A 17,945-nucleotide genomic window follows, 5' to 3' on the forward strand; every position below is an offset into this window, starting at 1 on the left:
CCCGGTATGCCGTCACCCGCGCCCGCGCCCGCGCCCGCGCCCGCGCCCCGCCGGGCACCGGTCGCCGCCGTCCCGGAGGAGCTGCTGCCCCACCTCGGGCCGGTCGAGGGTGTCGAGGTGCTGCCCTACGACCACCGGGACGCCGACGCCCTGCCCGGCGGCGGGCGGGACGTGGACGTCCTGGCGCTGTCGATGATCGCCGGGCCCTGGCTGCGCCGGATGGGCGAGGTGCCCGGGCTGCGCGCGGTGGTGCTGGCCTCGGCGGGCTTCGAGCACGCCCTGCCCCATCTCCCCGACGGCGTGCGGCTGGCCAACGCGGTCGGGGTGCACGACACCGCCACGAGCGAGCTGGCCCTCACCCTGCTCCTGGCCGCGCAGCGGCACCTGCCGCACCACGTGCTGCGGCAGGCCGACGGGGTGTGGGACCGGTCGGCGCCCGGTCCGTGGCGCTCGCTGGCCGACTCCTCGGTGCTCGTCCTCGGCTACGGGGGCATCGGCACCGCGCTGACCCGGCGGCTGCTGGCCTGCGAGTGCGACGTCGTCGCCGTGGCCAGCGTCGACCGGCCGGGTGACGACCTGGTGGACCGGGTGCACGGCATCGACCAGCTGCCCGAGCTGCTCCCGCGCACCGACGCGGTGGTGCTGACGCTGCCGCTGACCGATCGCACCCGCGGGCTGCTGGGCGCCGACGAGCTCGCGCTGCTGCCCGACGGCGCCCTGGTCGTCAATGTCGCGCGCGGGCCGGTCGTCGACACCGAGGCGCTGCTCGCCGAGTGCGCCGCCGGCCGGCTGCGCGCGGCCCTGGACGTCACCGACCCCGAGCCGCTGCCCGACGGTCACCCCGCCTTCTCCACCCCGGGCGTCCTCGTCGTGCCCCACGTGGGGGGAGCCTCGCCCGCCTCGCTGCCGCGGATGGGCCGCTACCTCACCACCCAGCTGACGGCATACCGCGAGCGGCAGCGCCTGGACCACGAGGTCGCCGGACCGGGCGTGGGAGCCCGCTGACCCGCGGTCCGACCGGGTGAACACCGGGCGACGATCCGTGCGCACCCCTGTCCCGGCCCGAGGCGGTCGGTATACGCTCGCCGTGCCGGGCTGTCCGCAGGCGCGGCCTCACCGCCCGACACCGAACCAGGGGACCAGATCGTGACCTATCGCTCGACATCGGCGGCACGTCGCGCCCTGGCCGCGGTGGCCGGCCTCAGCCTCGTGGCCGGGATCGCGCCGGTCACGGCCTCCGCCAGCGGTGGTCCTGCGGCGGCCTCCGCCAGCGGCGATCCTGCCTCAGTCTCCGTCACCGGCGGTCCTGCGGTGTCCGGTCCGGTGAGCGCGAGCGGGGAGCTCGAGGACGGCACCTACGTCGTCGTGCTCGACGAGCTGCCGCTGGCCACGCACCCGGCGACGGCGGGATCGGCCCTGGAGAAGGTGGACACCACCTCGCGGGATGCGTTGTCCTACGCCGACCGGCTCGTGGCGCAGCAGGACGACGTGCTGGCCGAGGTGGCCGCCGAGCCGACCTACCGCTACACGGTCGCCCTCAACGGTTTCGCCGCGCGGCTCACCGCGGCGGAGGCCGCGGCCCTCGCCGAGCGCGACGACGTGGTGTCGGTGACACGGTCCAGGCTGCGCCAGCTGGACGCCGACGTCGTGGCCCCGCCTGACGGCGCGCCGGCCGAGCCGGACGTGGTCGTCTCTCCCGACGCTGCACCGGCCGAGCCGGACACGGTCGTCTCGCCCGGCCTGCTGGGCCTGCGCGGCCCTGGCGGTGTGTGGTCCCGCCTCGGTGGCCCGATGGAGGCCGGGAGGGGCACGGTCGTCGGGGTCATCGACTCGGGCATCGCCTACGACAACCCCTCCTTCGCCGCGGACGGGATGCCCGCCCCGCCGGCCGACTGGGCGGGGGAGTGCGAGACCGGCGAGGGCGACGACGCGGACGACTTCCCCGCCTCGGCCTGCACCGACAAGATCGTCGGGGCCCGCTACTTCGTCGAGGGCGCCCGCGCGGACGGCTACGAGCCGATCCCGGCCGAGAGCGTGAGTCCCCTGGACACCGATGACCACGGCTCGCACGTCGCCGGCACGGCCGTCGGACGTCAGGTGCAGGTCGACCTCGGCGGCACCACCTCGGAGCTGGCCGGCATGGCGCCGGGGGCGCACGTCGCGGCCTACAAGACGTGCTTCGACTTCCAGGGCGTCTCCGGCTGCCACCCGGAGGACACCATCGCCGCGGTCGACGCCGCCCTCGCGGACGGTGTCGACGTGCTCAATCTGTCCGTCAGCGGGGACCCGGAGACCTACGAGGACCCGGTCGACCTGGCCTTCAAGAACGCTGCCGCAGCGGGGGTCTTCACCGCCACCTCGGCCGGCAACCTGGCCCAGAGGGGCGAGCCGGTGGCCCACCTCGGGCCGTGGATGACGACGGTCGCCGCGTCCTTCCACCGCACCCAGGACGGCCCCGTCCCCTCCGTCGCGCCCTTCTCCGGCCGTGGGCCGGTGGCCGTCGCCCCCGTGGAGCAGACGGTTCTCAAGCCGGACCTCGGGGCCCCGGGGGTCCAGGTCCTGGCCGCCTACGCCAGCGAGGGCGGGGAGCCGCAGTTCGGGTACCTCAGCGGGACCTCCATGGCTTCGCCGCACGTCGCCGGCCTCGGCGCACTGCTCGCCGCAGCCCACCCGGAGTGGTCGCCGATGGCGGTCAAGTCGGCGATGCAGACCTCGGCGAGGAACTACGCCACCACCCAGAGCAACCGGGCGGTCGTCGGTGGCACCGGGTTCGTGGAGCCGCGCGCCTTCCTGGAGCCCGGCCTGGTCTTCGACTCGACCGAGGCCGACTGGGACGCCTTCCTCGCCGACCCCTCGACCGGCTACGACCTCAACGCGGCCTACGTCTCGGTCCCCGCGCTGGGCCTCGAGCCGACCACGCTGACCCGGACGGTGACCAACCCGGGCCCCGCGTCGGCGACGTTCACGGCCTCCTTCACCGGCCCCGCCACGCTGTCCGTCACGACGTCGCCGCAGAGCGTGACCGTGCCCGCCGGCGGCTCCGCCGAGGTGACGATCACCGTCGCCAACACCGGCGCGGGGACCGCCGCGTGGCAGGAGGGCGACCTCCGCTGGACCTCGGGTGGGACGGTCGTCGAGATCCCGGTGCTCGCCCGGGGCCAGGTCTACGACGAGCCCGCCCCCAGGGTCGAGCGGGTCTCCGGTACGGACCGTTACGGCACCGCCGCGGCCGTGTCCGCGCTCTACCCCGACGGCGTCGAGACCGTCTACATCGCCTCCGGTACCGCCTTCGCCGACGCCCTGTCGGGCTCTCCGGCCGCCGCCCAGGGGCTGCTCCCCGGGACCGTGCCCACGCCCGAGGGGAACCCCGCCCCGGTGCTGCTCGTCAAGCACGACCGGATCCCCCAGGACACGGTCGAGGCCCTGGAGGCCGTCGACCCGAGCAACATCGTCATCCTGGGTGGGGCCGGCGCGGTGTCCTCGGGCCTGGCCCGGTCGCTGAAGGCCTACGGCACGGTCTCCCGCGTCGAGGGCGGTGACCGGTACGAGACGGCGGCGAAGCTCGCCCTGATGTTCGAGGACCCCGAGGTGGTCTACGTCGCCTCCGGTCGGGAGCCGTCCATCGCGGACGCGCTGGCGGGCGCGGCCCGAGCAGGGATGGAGAACGCCCCCGTGCTGCTGACCCGTCCCGACGGGGTGCCGACCGCGACCGCCGAGGCGCTGGAGACGTTGGACCCCGACCGGGTCGTGGTGCTCGGCGGCACCGGGGCCGTCCAGGGGAAGACCTTCACCGCACTCGGGGCCGACGACCGGCTGTGGGGCGACGACCGCTACAGGACGGCGGTCGCGGTCTCGCAGGTCTTCGAGCCGGACGTCCCTCTGGTCTACATCGCCTCGGGCCGCAGCCTGTCCGACGCGCTGGCGGGGTCGGCCCTGGCCGGGCACCAAGGCGTCCCGGTGCTGCTGACCAAGCCCACCCAGCTGCCCTCGGCGACGCTGGCGGAGCTGGAGCGGCTCAGCCCGCAGCGGGTCGTCGTCCTCGGTGGGTACAAGGCCGTGTCCGAGGACGTGCAGAACGTGCTCGACGAGTACTACCCGGACTGGGTGGCCGAGCAGCCCTGACGGGAACGGCGCGACGACGCCGAGGTGGACGATGCCGACGGAGAAGATGGACCACACGGACCACGAGGACGAGGACCACGAGGAGGTGGGAGCGATGCGCACACTCGTGCTCGTGCGCCACGCGAAGGCGGAGGTCGCGCCCAGCGGCCCGGGAGGCGACCACGCCCGCGAGCTGACCGCGCGCGGCCGGAAGGACGCCGCGGCCCTGGGACGCGTCCTGGAGGACGCGGGATGCGCGCCCGACCTGGTGCTCGTGTCCACCGCGTCCCGGGCCCAGCAGACCCTCGAGCACGCGCTGGGCGCCGCGCGCGTCGAGACATGGCCCACCCGTCGCATCTACGACGGCGGGATCGACGGTGTCCTCGAGGCGGTCCGGGAGGTGCCCGAGGACGTCGAGGTGCTCTGGGTCGTCGGCCACGAGCCGGTGATGTCGAGCACGGCCTGGGACGTCAGCGACGACGGTGAGCAGGACGAGGGCCGCGACGACCTGCACGCCGGTCTGCCCACCGCTGCCGCGGCGGTGCTCGGGCTGGACGTGGCCTGGTCCGACGTCGGGCCCGGCACCGGGAGGTTGCAGGACGTCCTGCCGGGACGCTGACCGGCGCTCCCGGGCCCCGGGCCCTCTCCTTCGTCGGGATGACGCTCGCCGACCTGGTGCTGACGACCCTGCGGCTGGGCGCGCTCTTCCTGCGCTGACCGCGTCGCCGGGTCAGCGCAGCCGAATGGTCAGCGCAGCCAGCTGGTCATGGCACGGACGCGGCGTCCGGCCTGCTCCAAGGCGTGGGCAGAGGCCGCGGCCGCACGGCGGCTCGTGGCCCCGCCGTCACCGTTCGACTGGCCGGACGGCCCGTGCTGGGACGCGAAGCCGGCCGCGTAGATCTGGTCGACCTGGGTCTTGAGCTCGTGCACGAGGGCGACGTAGGCGACCTCGGGCTCGACGCCCAGGTCGACGAGGTCCTCGAAGGTGGTCTCGAGCCGCTGCTGGAGCGGCGCCTGGACGCGGTCCCGGGCCGTCGCCATGGCGGTGCTCTCGTGCTCGATGGTGGTGACGACCGCGCCGGAGCGCAGGGCGCCCATCGCGGCGGCGTAGGCGGTGAGGGTGGCCCAGGCGGCGCCGCTGCGGTCGTGCGCCACCGCGACGAGGGCGGGGCACCCGCGGCCGTCGAGGTACTCCTCCCGGACCCGTTCACCGCTGCCGATGCTGCGCAGCATGGCGAGGTCCACGCCGTCCGGCACGGTCAGCAGGCCCTCGTGGACGGTGGACGCGCTGGTGACGATGACCAGGTCACCGGGTTCGCTGTGCTCGTGCACGAGGGCGGTCACCAGGCCGGGGTCGTAGGCACCGCGACCCAGGCCCGGGACGAGCAGGATGTCGCAGCGCCCGGCTGCCTCCTCCGGAGGGGACACCGGCAGCCCCTCGAGCTCCGCGCGGGCCGCGAGCCGGCTGTCCGGGTCGGCGCCCACCCACACGTCCACCCCGCTGTCGCGCAGGTTGAGGGCATGGGCGGCGGCCATCGCGTCGAAGCCGAGCACCGCCACCTGGCGGTCCTGCAGCAGGGTCAGATCGGCGCTGCTCGGGTCCAGGGTGCTCACCTGCACACCCTACCGAGCGCCGGTGGTGCCTCTACCGTCGGCGACGCTCCCCGCCCCCGGCCACGTCGCGGGCATCCGCGACCCGCCCGGGCGGGCGTCGGGCCCTCCGCCATCCTCCACGGGTGGCGTCGTCTCGTCAGAAGGGCGGGGCATCGTCCTCGTCCTCCCGTGCGCCCGGCGGAGGACCCTGGGTCCCGCTGTCGCGGCGGGTGAAGGGGTCGGTCCAGTGGGCGGACCGCAGCACGATGCCCGGCGGGGTGCGGAGCAGCCGCTCGGGGGTGGGGGTGCCGGGCCGGGGCCCGGACACCCTGCGCCCGTCACGCTGGCGCGTCTGCCGCACCCAGACGGCGCGGTGGCCGTCGTCGAGGAGATGGGTGTCGCTGTCGGGGTCGTCGTCAGGGGCCTCGAGACGGCCTCGCTCCGGGCGCTGCGCGAGCGCCGCATACACGAGCAACGAGGCGAGGTGGCGACGCTCGGCCGGCGTGACCGTCCCCGACATGCCCTGCGAGGTGCTCGTGCCGGTGCTGGCTCGACGGCTGGCGTCGGTGCCCGTCTCGGGGTGGGGGTATCCGAGGTACTGGCGGTAGTCGTGCGGGCGGGTCCGGTAGCGCCGTCCTAACAACGATGTCCACGTGACGGTGCGGGTGGCGTCGATCTCGGCGTCCCAGAACGTCTGCGTCTTGAGGGCGTGGAAGACGGTGTCCACCCCCTGCAGGTTGTGCTCGGAGGTGGGTCCTCCGAGCAGGTACTCCGTGACGTGGTCGAGCTGTCCGTCCCTGACCGGCAGGGTGCCGTCCGGTGCGCGGGACAGGAGGTCGGCGGCGACCACCTGGGTCCGCATCGTCGCGTCCGGCCGGTACCTCGTGATGGACCTCTCGACGCAGCGGCCGTCGCGAGGATCGGTCAGCAGCCGGTGCAGTGTCGTCCCCGGGGTCCTGAGGAGGTCACGCGTCGCCTGGGGCGTGAGGAAGTGGGGTGCCCGCCCGACGACCCGACTCACGCCGGGCAGGAGGGGCAGGGGCGCCGACCCGGTCGGTGGGGAGCCGGAGCTGCCGGTCTCCGGTGCGGTGTCGGTCGATCCCAGTTCTGGGGCGAGAGCGGGCCAGGGGACGACGACCTGCAGCTCGCAGGTGGGCGCACCGGCCAGGATCTGGGCCAGGGAGGCGATGTCGTCCGGCGTGACCAGGTCTGCCAGCTCGTCCGGCGTCGTGGAGCAGCGGGGCGCGGGATCGGCTGGTGCGGCGAAGGTGAGACCCGCCGGGGGAGCGGGGACCTTCGACGGACGGCCCGCCGGGTCTGACCGGAGGGCGGCAGGCAGCGGCAGGGTGCCGTGGAGGAGCAGCGCGCGGGCGATGTCGGAGCGCAGCTGGCTCTCGGTGCGCTCGTCACCCGCAGCCCGCGCCCGTCGGGCCAGGACGTGGAGCCGGTCCACGCAGGCGGACGTCGAGACGGCGTCACCGGTGATGACGACCTGACCGGTCCCGTCGTCGTCGACGATGCCGTAGGCCGTCCGGGCACGGTGGAGCTGCGCGCGCTCGGCGGCCTCCGCCTCGGGGTCCGTGGCCCGGGCGCGGGTCACCTCGCGCTGCACCGCCTGCACGAACTGCTGGGCGTGCCACGGCATGTCTGTCAGGTTTCCCTCGGGGTCCAGCCGCTCCACGGCGACGTCCGTCGGCGATGTGCTCGGGCCGTCGTCGACACCGTCACCTGCCCGCTCGTCGTCCGCCGGCCCTGGGTCCTGGGCCGGGACACCAGGCTCGCCCCGCGTGGTGGTGAAGAGAGCCCGCGAGACGACCCCCGCCTGCTCGTGCGGCAGCTGCGAGGCCTTGCGCCAGAAGTGCTCGACCTGCGCCCACGTCGCCACGCCCGCCGCCAGGGCGTCGCGCACCGGGCCGGACGTGCTCACCGGGGCCAGGGCCACCGCGACCAGCTGCCGCGCCGCGCCGCGGCCCATCCCGGTGAGCACCGAGATCTCCGTGGCGGTCACCGACTTCGCTCGTGCTCGCCACCGGTCACGGGCAGTCCGCGACAGCTCAGCAGGGTCCGCGACGTCCTGACGTGCCAGGAGCTCCTCCCCGGTCCGGGCGGCCAGCTCGCGGGTGGCGTGCAGCCGGAGCCCCTCGAGGCGGCGGGACAGCAGGTGCAGCGCCTCGATGGTCTCGAGGCAGTCCTCCGGCGACATGCCCACGGTGCCCGAGGCGGCCCGACGGGTGAGGGCGAGCAGCTGCTCGTCGTTGAGCGCCTGCAGGTCCGGTCCGCCGGCCGACCAGCCGTCCGGTCCCGGTCGCCCCTCGACCTCCGTCGTGCTCACTGCCCCTCACCCCCCGGTGATGTGTAGAACCTCATATTAGCACATGTGTTCGAAAGGACGCCAGTGTCGAGGCCGCGTGTCCGGCCGCCGCGCCACCGCTGCACCACCGCACCCCGCACCCCGGGCCCGCACCCCGCACCACCGCCATACCTCTTCGTCCCTGCCGCAGCGTCAGGTCGACCCCTGGCGGTGACGAGGCGTCAGGCGGCTACGCTGCGGCCATGAGCCAGACAGCGACGTCCACCTCCTTCGCCGTCACCGAGGCGACCGACCGGCGGGGCCCGGAGCAGATCGCCGAGCTGCTCGCCAACCCCGGCTTCGGCAGCATCTTCACCGACCACATGGTGCTGGTGGAGTGGGACAAGGAGCAGGGGTGGCACGACGCGCGGGTGGTGCCCTACGGCCCGATCCCGCTCGACCCCTCCGCGGCGGTGTTCCACTACGCCCAGGAGATCTTCGAGGGCATGAAGGCCTACCGCCACGCCGACGGCACCGTCTGGACCTTCCGTCCCGAGCGCAACGCCGAGCGCTTCAACAGCTCGGCCCGTCGCCTCGCCATGCCCGAGCTGCCGCCCACGCTCTTCCTGGACGCCATCAAGGAGCTCGTCACCCTCGACCAGGGCTGGGTGCCCGGCGCGGACGCCGGTGAGATGTCGCTCTACCTGCGCCCGTTCATGATCGCGACCGAGGAGGCGCTGGGGGTGCGGCCCAGCAACCGCTACCTCTTCAGCGTCATCGCCTCCCCGGCCGGCTCCTACTTCCCGGGCGGGCTCGAGCCGGTCAGCCTCTGGGTCAGCGACCAGTACGTCCGCGCAGCCGCCGGCGGGACCGGCGCGGCCAAGTGCGGCGGCAACTACGCCGCCTCGCTGGCCAGCCAGGCCGAGGGCATCGAGCACGGCTGCGACCAGGTCGTCTTCCTCGACGCGGCGGAGCACCGCTACGTCGAGGAGCTCGGCGGCATGAACCTCTTCTTCCTGTATGCCGATGGCCGGGTCGTGACCCCCGAGCTCACGGGGACGATCCTGCCCGGCGTCACCCGGTCCTCGCTGCTGGACCTGCTGCGCGAGCGGGGCCACCAGGTGGAGGAGCGCCGGTTCACCATCGACGAGTGGCGGGACGGCGTGGCGGCCGGGGACATCACCGAGGTCTTCGCGTGCGGCACCGCGGCCGTCATCACCCCGGTCGGCAGGCTGGCGTGGAACGGCGGCGAGCTGGACATGCCCGTCGAGCACAAGGTGACCGAGGACCTGCGCGCCGAGCTGCTCGACATCCAGTACGGCCGCGCCGAGGACCGCCACGGCTGGCTCTACCAGCTGGTCTGAGCCAGCCCGTCCAGCACCGCCAGCAGCCGCCGGCGCAGCGCGTTCGAGCGGCGGGCGAAGCCGCGCTGGGCCTCGGCGTACTCCCGCTTGCCCTCCGTCGTCTCGATGCGGACCGGCTCGTAGCCCAGGTCACGCAGGTCGTAGGGCGCGGCCCGCATGTCCAGCTCGCGGATGTCGCGGGCCAGGTGGAAGGCGTCGAGGGTGAGGTCGCTGGGCACGGCCGGCGTGAGCTTGAAGCACCACTTGTAGAGGTCCATCCCGGCGTGCAGGCAGCCCGGCTGCTCGAGGTCGAGCTGTCCCTCCCGCGTCGGCGTCAGGGTGTTGCGCGGCACGGCGTCCGGGGTGAAGAAGCGGTGGGCGTCGAAGTGCGAGCACGCCACCTGGTGGCTCTCGACGACCGCGTCGGTGCCCTCGGCACCGAGCCGCAGCGGCCAGTCGTGGCGCACCTCCTCCCGGTCGGCGCGGTAGACCATGGCCCACTCGTGCAGGCCGAAGCAGCCGAACCTGCCCGGCCTGGACAGCGTCGCGTCCAGCAGGTCGCGGACGAAGGAGAGGGCGCGTCCGCGCCGCCGCACGAACCGCTCCACGTCGAGGTATGCCGTGCCCGCCCCGTCGACGAGGTAGCCGCTCCACCCCTCGCGATCGCCCGCGTCGGCGAGGCCGACGCCGGGCCCGGGGTGCCAGCGGGCGAGCTGTGCGGGGCGGAAGGCGTAGTACTCCCAGAGGAAGTCGTCGACCGGGTGGGTGCGCCCCTCGACCTGGCGCGCGAGGCGGTCCGCGGTGAGCGTCTCGACGGTGCGCCCGTGCGCGGCGGCGCGGGCGCGCCATACCGGCGCGGAGAGCACCTCGGTCACCTGGGTCTGCACGACGGTCAAGCGTAGCCGCGCGGCCGCCGCCCTCGGTCCGGTGACTGGTCCGGGGCCCGCGCCCCGTGAGACCCTGGACGAGGACGCCCGGCAGGGGCGGATCCCCGGACGAGGCACGTCGTACCCGGCACCGACGACGACGTGACACGCCCCGGGAGGGCGTCATCATGGTTGCTCTGTCGTGGATCGTCCTGGTCGTCTCCGGGGTCCTGGAGGCCGTCTGGGCGGGGGCGCTGACCCGCTCGGAGGGGTTCACCCGACTCTGGCCGAGCGTCGTCTTCGGGGTCGCCTTGGCCGCGAGCATGGCCGGCCTGGGGTGGTCGTTGCGGACCATCCCGCTCGGCACGGGGTATGCCGTGTGGGTCGGGATCGGCGTCGTCGGCACCGCGGTCTACGGGGTCGTCGCGCTGGGGGAGCCGGCCACGGTCGCGCGGGTGCTGTGCCTCGTCGCCATCATCGCCGGGATCGTCGGGCTCAAGCTCACCTCGGGCGGGGCCTACTGACCTCCTGGAGGGAGGTTTCCGGGGGCCGGGGCCCGGAAACGGATGTCCGCGTCGGACGAGGTGGGGCGCGCGGCATACCCTGGCGCCATGCGTATCTGCCGCTTCACCGACGGTGACGACCCCCGCTTCGGCCTCGTCGACGGGGCCGGGGAGCGGATCGCCGAGATCTCCGGCGACCCGCTCTACACCAGGATCGACCTGACCGGCCAGACCTTCGACGTCGCGGATGTCCGGCTGCTGGCGCCGGTCATCCCGCGCAGCAAGGTGGTGGCCATCGGGCGCAACTACGCCGACCACGCGCGTGAGATGGGCAGCGAGCTGCCGGACGAGCCGATGATGTTCTTCATCCCCAACACCTCGGTGTGCGGCCCCGGCGACCCGGTCGTCATCCCGTCGTTCGCGACCGAGATCTCCTACGAGGCCGAGCTCGCCGTCGTCATCGGGCGGATGTGCAAGGACGTCTCGGCGGCGGACGCCCGGTCGGTGGTCTTCGGTTACACCTGCGCCAACGACGTCACCGCGCGCGACCTGCAGCGCACCGACGGGCAGTGGGCGCGGGCCAAGGGCATGGACACCTTCACCCCCCTCGGGCCCTGGATCGAGACCGACCTCGACACCGACGACCTCTCGGTGCGCTCCACCGTGGACGGCGAGCTGCGCCAGGACGGCACGACCGCCGACCTGCACTTCGGCATCGCCGAGCTCGTCGCGCACGCCTCGGCGGCCTTCACCCTGCTGCCCGGCGACGTCATCCTCACCGGGACCCCGGCCGGCGTCGGCCCGGTCACCGCAGGGCAGCGGTGCGAGGTCGAGATCGAGGGCATCGGCACGCTCGCCAACCCGTTCGTGGCGGCGGACGACGACGCCTGACATGACCGAGGCGCCCATCGGGGTCTTCGACTCCGGTTTCGGCGGGCTGACCGTCGCCCGCGAGGTGCTCGACCAGCTGCCGCACGAGTCGGTCCTCTACCTCGGGGACACCGCGCGCACCCCCTACGGGCCGCGCCCGATCGCGCAGGTCCGCGAGTTCTCCCTCGAGTGCCTGGACCGGCTCGTCGAGCACGGGGTGAAGGCGTTGGTCATCGCCTGCAACAGCGCCTCGGCCGCGGTGCTCGCCGACGCCCGGGAACGGTATGACGTGCCCGTCGTCGAGGTCATCCGTCCGGCCGTCCGTCGGGCGATGGCCGTCACCCGCAACGGCCAGATCGGGGTCATCTCCACAGCGGCGACCCACCAGTCGCGGGCCTACGTCGACTCCTTCGTCGCCGCTCCGCCCTCGGTGCAGGTCGCGAGCCAGCCGTGCCCGCGCTTCGTCGAGCTGGTCGAGGCGGGGGTGACCAGCGGGCCCGAGGTCATCGAGGTGGCGCAGGCCTACCTCGCGCCGCTGCAGGAGCGCGAGATCGACACCCTCATCCTCGGCTGCACCCACTACCCGCTGCTGACGCAGGCGCTGCAGTACGTCCTCGGCGAGCAGGTGCAGCTCGTCTCCTCCGCCGCCGCGACGGCGGCCGACCTCTTCAGGGTGCTCACCGACGGGGGGCTGCTCGCCGCGCGGGGCGACGCCCCCGTGCACCAGTGGCTCACCACGGGCGACCCGGACGGCTTCCACTACCTCGCCCGGCGCTTCCTCGGGCCCGAGGTCGAGCAGGTGCACCGGGCGTTCGTGGGCAGGCCGGAGGAGAGGGTCTAGCCGACGCCTTGTCGAAAGTGTCGAAAAACGATAGATTGCTCTCGTTGCTCGACACTGAGGAGGCGTCATGGACCGCTGGGTCGTCCGCGTGCTGCAGGGGGTGATCGCTGTTGCGCTGCTGGGGTCGCTCGTCGTGCAGCTGGTCATCGTGCCGCTGCTCTGGCTGGACATGGAGGGCGCGCCCACCGGGGTGCGCACGAGCCTGGCGGTGATCGGCGTGCTGGGCGTGCTCACGCTGCAGGTCGTCGGGGTCTGCGTGTGGCGCCTGCTGACCATGGTGTCGCGGGACACCGTCTTCAGCCCGGCGGCCTTCCGCTGGGTCGACACGGCCATCGGCGCCATCGGCGCGGGCGCGCTGCTCCTCGTGGCGGTGGCCGTGGTCGCCCGGTCCGCCAACCACGCCGTCGAGGGCGACGCGGTCGCGCCGGGCCTGGTGGGGCTGATCTGCGGCGTGGCCCTCGTCGTCGGCGGCGTCGCCCTGCTGGTCTATGTCATGCGCACCCTGCTGGCCCAGGCGATCTCGCTCGGCCACGAGGCCCGGTCGCTGCGCTCCGAGCTCGACGAGGTCATCTGATGCCCATCGTCGTGGACATCGACGTCATGCTCGCGCGCCGCAAGATGGCCGTCGGGGTGCTCGCGGAGCGGGTCGGCATCACCCCGGCCAACCTCGCGGTGCTCAAGAACGGTCGGGCCAAGGCGGTCCGGTTCACCACCCTCGAGGCCCTGTGCCAGGTCCTGGAGTGCCAGCCCGGCGACCTGCTGCGCTGGGAGGCCGACGGCCGCGACGACGTCGGGAGCGCCGCCGGCGTCGAGGGCACCGTGCCAGCGCCCGCCGACCGCGGGGACGGGTGACGGGTGGGCCCGCAGAGGGACGTGGCGGTCGACGTGCTCGTGGTGGGGGCCGGGCTGGCGGGGTTGCAGGTCGCCACCGGTCTCGCGCGGCGCGGACACGAGGTCCTGCTCGTCGAGGCCCGGTCGAGCCTCACGACCAGCGTCCGCACGACCGGCATCTTCGTGCACCGCACCCTGCAGGACTACACCTTCCCGGACCACACGCTCGGCCCGCCGATCCGGCGGATGGTGCTCTACCCACCGAGCAGGCGGCGGCCGGTCGAGCTGGTGAGCGGGCGGGACGAGTTCCGGGTGGGGCGCATGGCCGCGCTCTACGAGGCCGCGGGGGAGCGGGCCGTCCGCGCCGGGGTCGGGCTGCGCCTGGGCACCCGGTATGCCGGTCGCGACGCCGGGGCCTCTCACCTCGAGGGCCCCGGTGGTGACCTGCGGGTGCGGGCCAGGTTCGTGGTGGGCGCCGACGGGGCGCGGTCGCGGGTGGCCGACGACCTCGGGCTGAGCCGCAACCGGCAGCTGCTGGTCGGCGCGGAGGAGGTCTACCCGGCGGTGCCCCGCCCCGGGTCGCCGCCGACCTTCCACTGCGTCCTCGACCCTCGACTGGCTCCCGGATACCTCGCGTGGGTCGTCGACGACGGGGAGCACGTGCACGTCGGGACGGCCGGTTACCCCGCGCGCTTCGACGGTGGCCTGCGGCAGGCGCTGGCGCACCTGCGGGACGACCCTCCCGGGCTGGACGGGCTGCCCGCCGCCCCCGCCGAGCGACGGGCCGGCCCCATCCCCGTCGGCGGCCTGCTCGCCCGCATCAGCGGTCCCGACGGGCTGCTCGTCGGTGATGCGGCCGGGGCCGTCTCCCCGCTCACCGCCGGGGGCCTCGACCCCTGCCTGCGGCTGTCGGACCACGCCGTCGACACCCTCGACGAGGCTCTGGGTGGAGCAGGGCCAGGTGCGCTGCGGGCCTACGACGGGCAGGTCCTGCGTCGGCGCCTCACGGGCCGGCTGGCCCTGCGCACCGCGCTCGCCCACCTGCGTCCGCCCTGGGTCCACGAGGCCGGGTTCGGGCTCCTGCGGACGACGTGGGGAGCGGCGGCCGCCCGACGGGTGCTCTTCCACGACCAGTCCTTCCCGCTCGCCTCGCGAGAGGTGGGACGGGCGGTCTGAGCGCCCGGTCGCCTGCGCATGGACGGGCGGCGTCGGCGTCGGCGAGCACCCGGCGACCCGCCGAGGGTGCTGCCTCTCCCGTATCCTGGGGGTTCTGCCCGACCTGCTGCATACCCAGAGAAACGGACTCATGGACCCTGGCTGTCCCGACGGCTCACCCGCACGCCCTACCGGGCGGAGGGGTGAGTCGTGACCACCGCCATCATCCTGCTCCTCGTCGGCGTGCTGGCCATCGCGCTCATCATCGCCGCCAACGGCTACTTCGTGGCCCAGGAGTTCGCCTACATGTCGGTCGACCGGCTGCGGCTCGCGGCCGAGGCCGACGCCGGTGACGAGGCGGCCGCCCGGGCGCTCAAGGTCACCCGGCGCACGTCCTTCATGCTCTCCGGCGCCCAGCTCGGGATCACCGTCACCGGCCTGCTCGTGGGGTATGTCGCCGAACCGCTGGTCGGTCGGGGCCTGGCGGTCCTGCTCGGCGGCACCGGGGTGCCCGAGGCCCTGAGCCTCACCGTGGGCACGGTCTCCGCGCTGGCCGTCGCCACCGTCGTGCAGATGGTCTTCGGCGAGCTCTACCCCAAGAACCTCGCCATCGCGAACGCCGGCCCGCTGGCCCGGACCCTGGCCCGGTCCACGCTCGTCTACCTCGCGGTCTTCGGCTGGCTCATCAAGGTCTTCGACTGGTCCGCGAACGCCCTGCTGCGGCTGGTGCGGATCGAGCCGATCCACGACCTCGACACCACGGCGACCGCCGAGGACCTCGAGCGGATCGTGGCCGACTCGCGGGACAGCGGCGACCTGCCGGCCGAGCTGTCCGTGCTGCTCGACCGCATCCTCGACTTCCCGGACCAGGACGTCGAGCACGCCCTGGTGCCCCGGTCCCGCGTCGACGTCATCGACCCGCAGACGCGCCTCGACGAGCTGCGCCACCTCATGGCGGAGGGTCACACCCGCTACCCCGTGGTCGACGAGGACGGCCAGCCCGTCGGTGTCGTCAACCTCGTCGACGTCCTGCGCAGCCCCGACGCCGGGGTGGCCAGCGAGATCATGCGGGAGCCGGTCATCGTGCCCACCCTCATGCCCCTGCCCGACGCCGTGGCCGAGCTGACCAGCTCGGGGCAGCAGCTGGCCTGCGTGGTCGACGAGTACGGCGGCTTCGCCGGGGTGCTGACCATGGAGGACCTGGCGGAGGAGCTGCTCGGCGAGATCACCGACGAGCACGACGACGAGGTGCCCGAGGGCATCGTCGGCGAGGAGGAGCGGGTGTGGCGCCTGGACGGCGACGTCCACGTCGACGAGCTGCAGCGGGCCCTCGGGCACGACCTGCCCGAGGGTGACTACGAGACCGTCTCCGGCCTGGTCATCTCCGAGCTCGGGGCGCTCCCGGACGTCGGCGAGTCGGTGGCCGTGGACCTCGCCGAGAACCCGAGCGAGCTCGTGCTCGAGGACCGGGTCACGCGGTCGGTCGAGATCGAGGTGCTCGAGATCGAGCGGCACGTGCCCAGCCTGCTGCGGGTGCGGCTGCTCGAGCGCTCGCTGGACGAGGTCGACGAGGACCACCCGTCCGAGGACGAACCGGACGGTGAGGCCGCCGACCGGGACGCCGCGACCGGGGAGGAGCAGCGATGAGCGCCCTCACCGTCCTCGTGGTCACCGCGGGCCTCATCGTGCTGAGCGCGCTGTTCGTCATCGTGGAGTTCTCGCTCCTCGGTGCCCGTCGCAGCCGGCTGGAGGGCGACGCGGAGCACTCGCCGTCGGCGCGGGCCGCCCTGCGCAGCATGAACGAGCTGACCGTCATGCTCGCCGGGGCCCAGCTCGGCATCACCGCGTGCACCTTCGCGCTGGGCGCGGTCACCAAGCCGGCGGTGGACTACCGTCTCGGCCCGGTCCTGTCCGACCTGGGGCTGCCCGGCTGGCTCGCCGGGGGGACGTCGTTCGCGCTGTCCCTCCTGCTCGTCACCTTCCTGCACCTCGTCGTCGGCGAGATGGCGCCCAAGTCGTGGGCGATCGCCCATCCGGAGCGCGCCGCCAAGCTGGTGTCGGTGCCGATGCGCGTCTTCATCACCGTGGTGCGGCCGCTGCTGATGTGGGTGAACGCCCTCGCCAACCGGCTCGTCAGCGCCAGCGGGGTCACCCCGGTCGACCGCGCTGCGGTCGGTGGTCAGGACGCGCACACCATCCGGGTGCTCGTCGAGCAGTCCGCGGCCGAGGGCGCCCTGGAGAGCAGCTACCAGGAGCAGATCACCGACGCCCTCGAGCTCGAGGACCTCACGCTCGGCGAGCTGGCCCCCGAGCACCTCGACCTGGCGGCGGTCGGGTCCGACGCCACGGTCGCGCAGGTCCAGGCCATCGCGGCCCGCACCGGGCACAAGCGGATCCTCATGCTCGACGACGACACCACCGACCCCCGGGTCGTGCACGTGCGCGACACCCTGCTGCACCCGGGGGAGCGGGCCGCCGAGCCGGTGGCCCGGCCGGCCCTGGTGCTGCCCGCCGCCACCCCGGTCTACGAGGCGCTGACCACGATGCGCGGCTCCGGCGAGCAGCTCGTCGTGCTCCGCCGGGGCGAGCGGTTGGTCGGGCTGGTGAGCATCGCGGACATCATGCACCGGGTGCTGCCGCGGGAGCGTCAGCAGCAGTGAGGCTCACCGTCGTCGGCTGCTCCGGGTCGGTGCCCGGGCCCGACGCGGCCGCGAGCTGCTACCTCGTCACCGCGCACGACGGGGACCGGACCTGGCGGGTGCTCCTCGACCTCGGCCCCGGCGCCCTCGGGCCGCTGCAACGGCATACCGACCCGCTCGACCTCGATGCGGTCCTGCTGACGCACCTGCACCCCGACCACTGCCTGGACCTCACCGGCCTGGCGGTCCTGCGGCGGCACGGGCCGACCCCCGCGCGGACCGACCTGCCGGTGTGGGGGCCGTCCGGGGTGGCCGAGCGGATGGCCCGGGCCTACGGCGTGCGGCGGGCCGAGCCGCCGCCCGGGATGGCCTTCGGGGAGCTCGTGGACCGCTCGCCGCTGCGCATCGGCCCGTTCACGGTGACGCCGTATGCCGTCGCCCACCCCGTCCCGGCATTCGGGCTGCGCGTGGCGTGCGGTGGGTCGGTGCTGGCCTACACCGGCGACACCGACACCTGCCCGGCGCTGGGCCCCCTGCTCGGCGGGGCCGGGCTGGCGCTGGTCGAGGCGGGCTTCACCGCGCAGGAGCAGGGACGCGGCATCCACCTCACGCCCGCGCGGGCCGCCGACGCGGTCGCGGACGCCGGGGGCGTGGGGCGGCTGCTGCTGACCCACCTGCCGCCGTGGGCGGACGCGGAGCAGGCCGCGCGCGAGGCGGGGGAGCGGTGGCCGGGCCGGGTGGACCTGGCCCGTCCCGGTCAGCGGTGGGAGGTCGGCGCAGGCGGCTGAGGGGGCGGTGCGGGCGGCCGAGGGGCCGACGCGGGCGGCTGGGCGTGCCGGCGCGACCGGGCGGGCCGCGGTTACGAGAGTGTGACGATCTCCGAGGTGGGCAGGCGTCTGCGCGGGTCGGCGCG

General features: G+C 74.3%; 16 protein-coding genes and 1 riboswitch. Of the genes, 13 read left to right on the forward strand and 3 right to left on the reverse strand.

Annotation, left to right across the window (positions count from 1 at the left end; translation table 11 throughout):
- Positions 1–6 precede the first annotated feature (6 nt).
- From EUS26_RS04225 to EUS26_RS04235, 3 genes are all read left to right on the forward strand, one after another.
- Positions 7–1,005, forward strand: a complete 999-nt coding sequence (locus EUS26_RS04225; protein WP_130011937.1) for an NAD(P)-dependent oxidoreductase — start codon at positions 7–9, stop codon at positions 1,003–1,005.
- Positions 1,006–1,146: 141 nt separating this feature from the next.
- Complete coding sequence (locus EUS26_RS04230; RefSeq protein WP_130011938.1) at positions 1,147–4,122, forward strand: cell wall-binding repeat-containing protein; 2,976 nt, start codon at positions 1,147–1,149, stop codon at positions 4,120–4,122.
- Positions 4,123–4,153: 31 nt separating this feature from the next.
- Positions 4,154–4,720 (forward strand): SixA phosphatase family protein, encoded by a 567-nt coding sequence (locus tag EUS26_RS04235; protein ID WP_130011939.1) that lies wholly within the window; start codon positions 4,154–4,156, stop codon positions 4,718–4,720.
- Positions 4,721–4,848: 128 nt separating this feature from the next.
- Here the strand turns inward: EUS26_RS04235 and EUS26_RS04240 are convergent, their stop codons facing one another.
- Positions 4,849–5,715 (reverse strand): ketol-acid reductoisomerase, encoded by an 867-nt coding sequence (locus EUS26_RS04240; protein WP_130011940.1) that lies wholly within the window; start codon positions 5,713–5,715, stop codon positions 4,849–4,851.
- A 136-nt stretch (positions 5,716–5,851) separates the two neighbouring features.
- The gene (locus EUS26_RS04245; RefSeq protein ID WP_130011941.1) at positions 5,852–8,026 is read right to left on the reverse strand and encodes a hypothetical protein; all 2,175 of its coding nucleotides are present in this window, start codon (positions 8,024–8,026) and stop codon (positions 5,852–5,854) included.
- Between the two features lie 221 nt (positions 8,027–8,247).
- On the opposite strand from EUS26_RS04245, the gene EUS26_RS04250 reads away from it, so the two are divergent.
- Positions 8,248–9,348, forward strand: coding sequence for a branched-chain amino acid aminotransferase (locus tag EUS26_RS04250; protein ID WP_130011942.1), 1,101 nt, complete (start codon positions 8,248–8,250; stop codon positions 9,346–9,348).
- Here EUS26_RS04250 and EUS26_RS04255 read toward each other — a convergent pair.
- A complete protein-coding gene (locus tag EUS26_RS04255; RefSeq protein WP_238148798.1) occupies positions 9,333–10,214 on the reverse strand; it encodes a 3-methyladenine DNA glycosylase in 882 nt (293 codons plus the stop codon). The genes EUS26_RS04250 and EUS26_RS04255 overlap by 16 nt on opposite strands.
- A gap of 79 nt (positions 10,215–10,293) precedes the next feature.
- A riboswitch (guanidine-III (ykkC-III) riboswitch) is annotated at positions 10,294–10,360 on the forward strand.
- Positions 10,361–10,381: 21 nt separating this feature from the next.
- Here EUS26_RS04255 and EUS26_RS04260 point away from each other — a divergent pair.
- The 9 genes from EUS26_RS04260 (at position 10,382) to EUS26_RS04300 (ending at position 17,820) form a co-directional block, all read left to right on the forward strand.
- Positions 10,382–10,717, forward strand: a complete 336-nt coding sequence (locus EUS26_RS04260) for a DMT family transporter (RefSeq protein WP_272947947.1) — start codon at positions 10,382–10,384, stop codon at positions 10,715–10,717.
- Positions 10,718–10,804: 87 nt separating this feature from the next.
- Complete coding sequence (locus EUS26_RS04265) at positions 10,805–11,587, forward strand: fumarylacetoacetate hydrolase family protein (RefSeq protein ID WP_130011943.1); 783 nt, start codon at positions 10,805–10,807, stop codon at positions 11,585–11,587.
- A gap of 1 nt (position 11,588) precedes the next feature.
- Positions 11,589–12,407: a glutamate racemase gene (murI, locus tag EUS26_RS04270; protein ID WP_130011944.1), complete on the forward strand. Its 819-nt coding sequence runs from the start codon at positions 11,589–11,591 to the stop codon at positions 12,405–12,407.
- Positions 12,408–12,474: 67 nt separating this feature from the next.
- Positions 12,475–12,981, forward strand: coding sequence for a DUF2975 domain-containing protein (locus tag EUS26_RS04275; RefSeq protein ID WP_130011945.1), 507 nt, complete (start codon positions 12,475–12,477; stop codon positions 12,979–12,981).
- A complete protein-coding gene (locus EUS26_RS04280) occupies positions 12,981–13,259 on the forward strand; it encodes a helix-turn-helix domain-containing protein (RefSeq protein WP_202865047.1) in 279 nt (92 codons plus the stop codon). The genes EUS26_RS04275 and EUS26_RS04280 overlap by 1 nt, the downstream gene beginning before the upstream one ends.
- A gap of 3 nt (positions 13,260–13,262) precedes the next feature.
- Positions 13,263–14,414 (forward strand): NAD(P)/FAD-dependent oxidoreductase, encoded by a 1,152-nt coding sequence (locus EUS26_RS04285; RefSeq protein ID WP_202865048.1) that lies wholly within the window; start codon positions 13,263–13,265, stop codon positions 14,412–14,414.
- Positions 14,415–14,603: 189 nt separating this feature from the next.
- Positions 14,604–16,040 carry a hemolysin family protein gene (locus tag EUS26_RS04290; RefSeq protein WP_130011946.1) on the forward strand — a complete coding sequence of 479 codons (1,437 nt, stop codon included), beginning with the start codon at positions 14,604–14,606 and terminating at the stop codon, positions 16,038–16,040.
- Positions 16,037–17,053 (forward strand): CNNM domain-containing protein, encoded by a 1,017-nt coding sequence (locus tag EUS26_RS04295; RefSeq protein WP_130011947.1) that lies wholly within the window; start codon positions 16,037–16,039, stop codon positions 17,051–17,053. The genes EUS26_RS04290 and EUS26_RS04295 overlap by 4 nt, the downstream gene beginning before the upstream one ends.
- A complete protein-coding gene (locus tag EUS26_RS04300) occupies positions 17,050–17,820 on the forward strand; it encodes an MBL fold metallo-hydrolase (protein ID WP_130011948.1) in 771 nt (256 codons plus the stop codon). Before EUS26_RS04295 ends, EUS26_RS04300 begins: the two co-directional genes overlap by 4 nt.
- The last annotated feature ends 125 nt before the right edge of the window (positions 17,821–17,945 follow it).

This window comes from Serinicoccus sediminis (assembly GCF_004153545.1).
Lineage (GTDB): Bacteria > Actinomycetota > Actinomycetes > Actinomycetales > Dermatophilaceae > Ornithinicoccus > Ornithinicoccus sediminis_A.

Bases quoted from the DNA above. Each gene is read 5' to 3' on its own strand.
- EUS26_RS04225 (WP_130011937.1), top strand. From the start codon at position 7: ATGCCGTCACCCGCGCCCGCGCCCGCGCCCGCGCCCGCGCCCCGCCGG.
- EUS26_RS04235 (WP_130011939.1), top strand. From the start codon at position 4,154: ATGCCGACGGAGAAGATGGACCACACGGACCACGAGGACGAGGACCAC.
- EUS26_RS04250 (WP_130011942.1), top strand. From the start codon at position 8,248: ATGAGCCAGACAGCGACGTCCACCTCCTTCGCCGTCACCGAGGCGACC.
- EUS26_RS04260 (WP_272947947.1), top strand. From the start codon at position 10,382: ATGGTTGCTCTGTCGTGGATCGTCCTGGTCGTCTCCGGGGTCCTGGAG.
- EUS26_RS04265 (WP_130011943.1), top strand. From the start codon at position 10,805: ATGCGTATCTGCCGCTTCACCGACGGTGACGACCCCCGCTTCGGCCTC.
- murI (WP_130011944.1), top strand. From the start codon at position 11,589: ATGACCGAGGCGCCCATCGGGGTCTTCGACTCCGGTTTCGGCGGGCTG.
- EUS26_RS04275 (WP_130011945.1), top strand. From the start codon at position 12,475: ATGGACCGCTGGGTCGTCCGCGTGCTGCAGGGGGTGATCGCTGTTGCG.
- EUS26_RS04280 (WP_202865047.1), top strand. From the start codon at position 12,981: ATGCCCATCGTCGTGGACATCGACGTCATGCTCGCGCGCCGCAAGATG.
- EUS26_RS04295 (WP_130011947.1), top strand. From the start codon at position 16,037: ATGAGCGCCCTCACCGTCCTCGTGGTCACCGCGGGCCTCATCGTGCTG.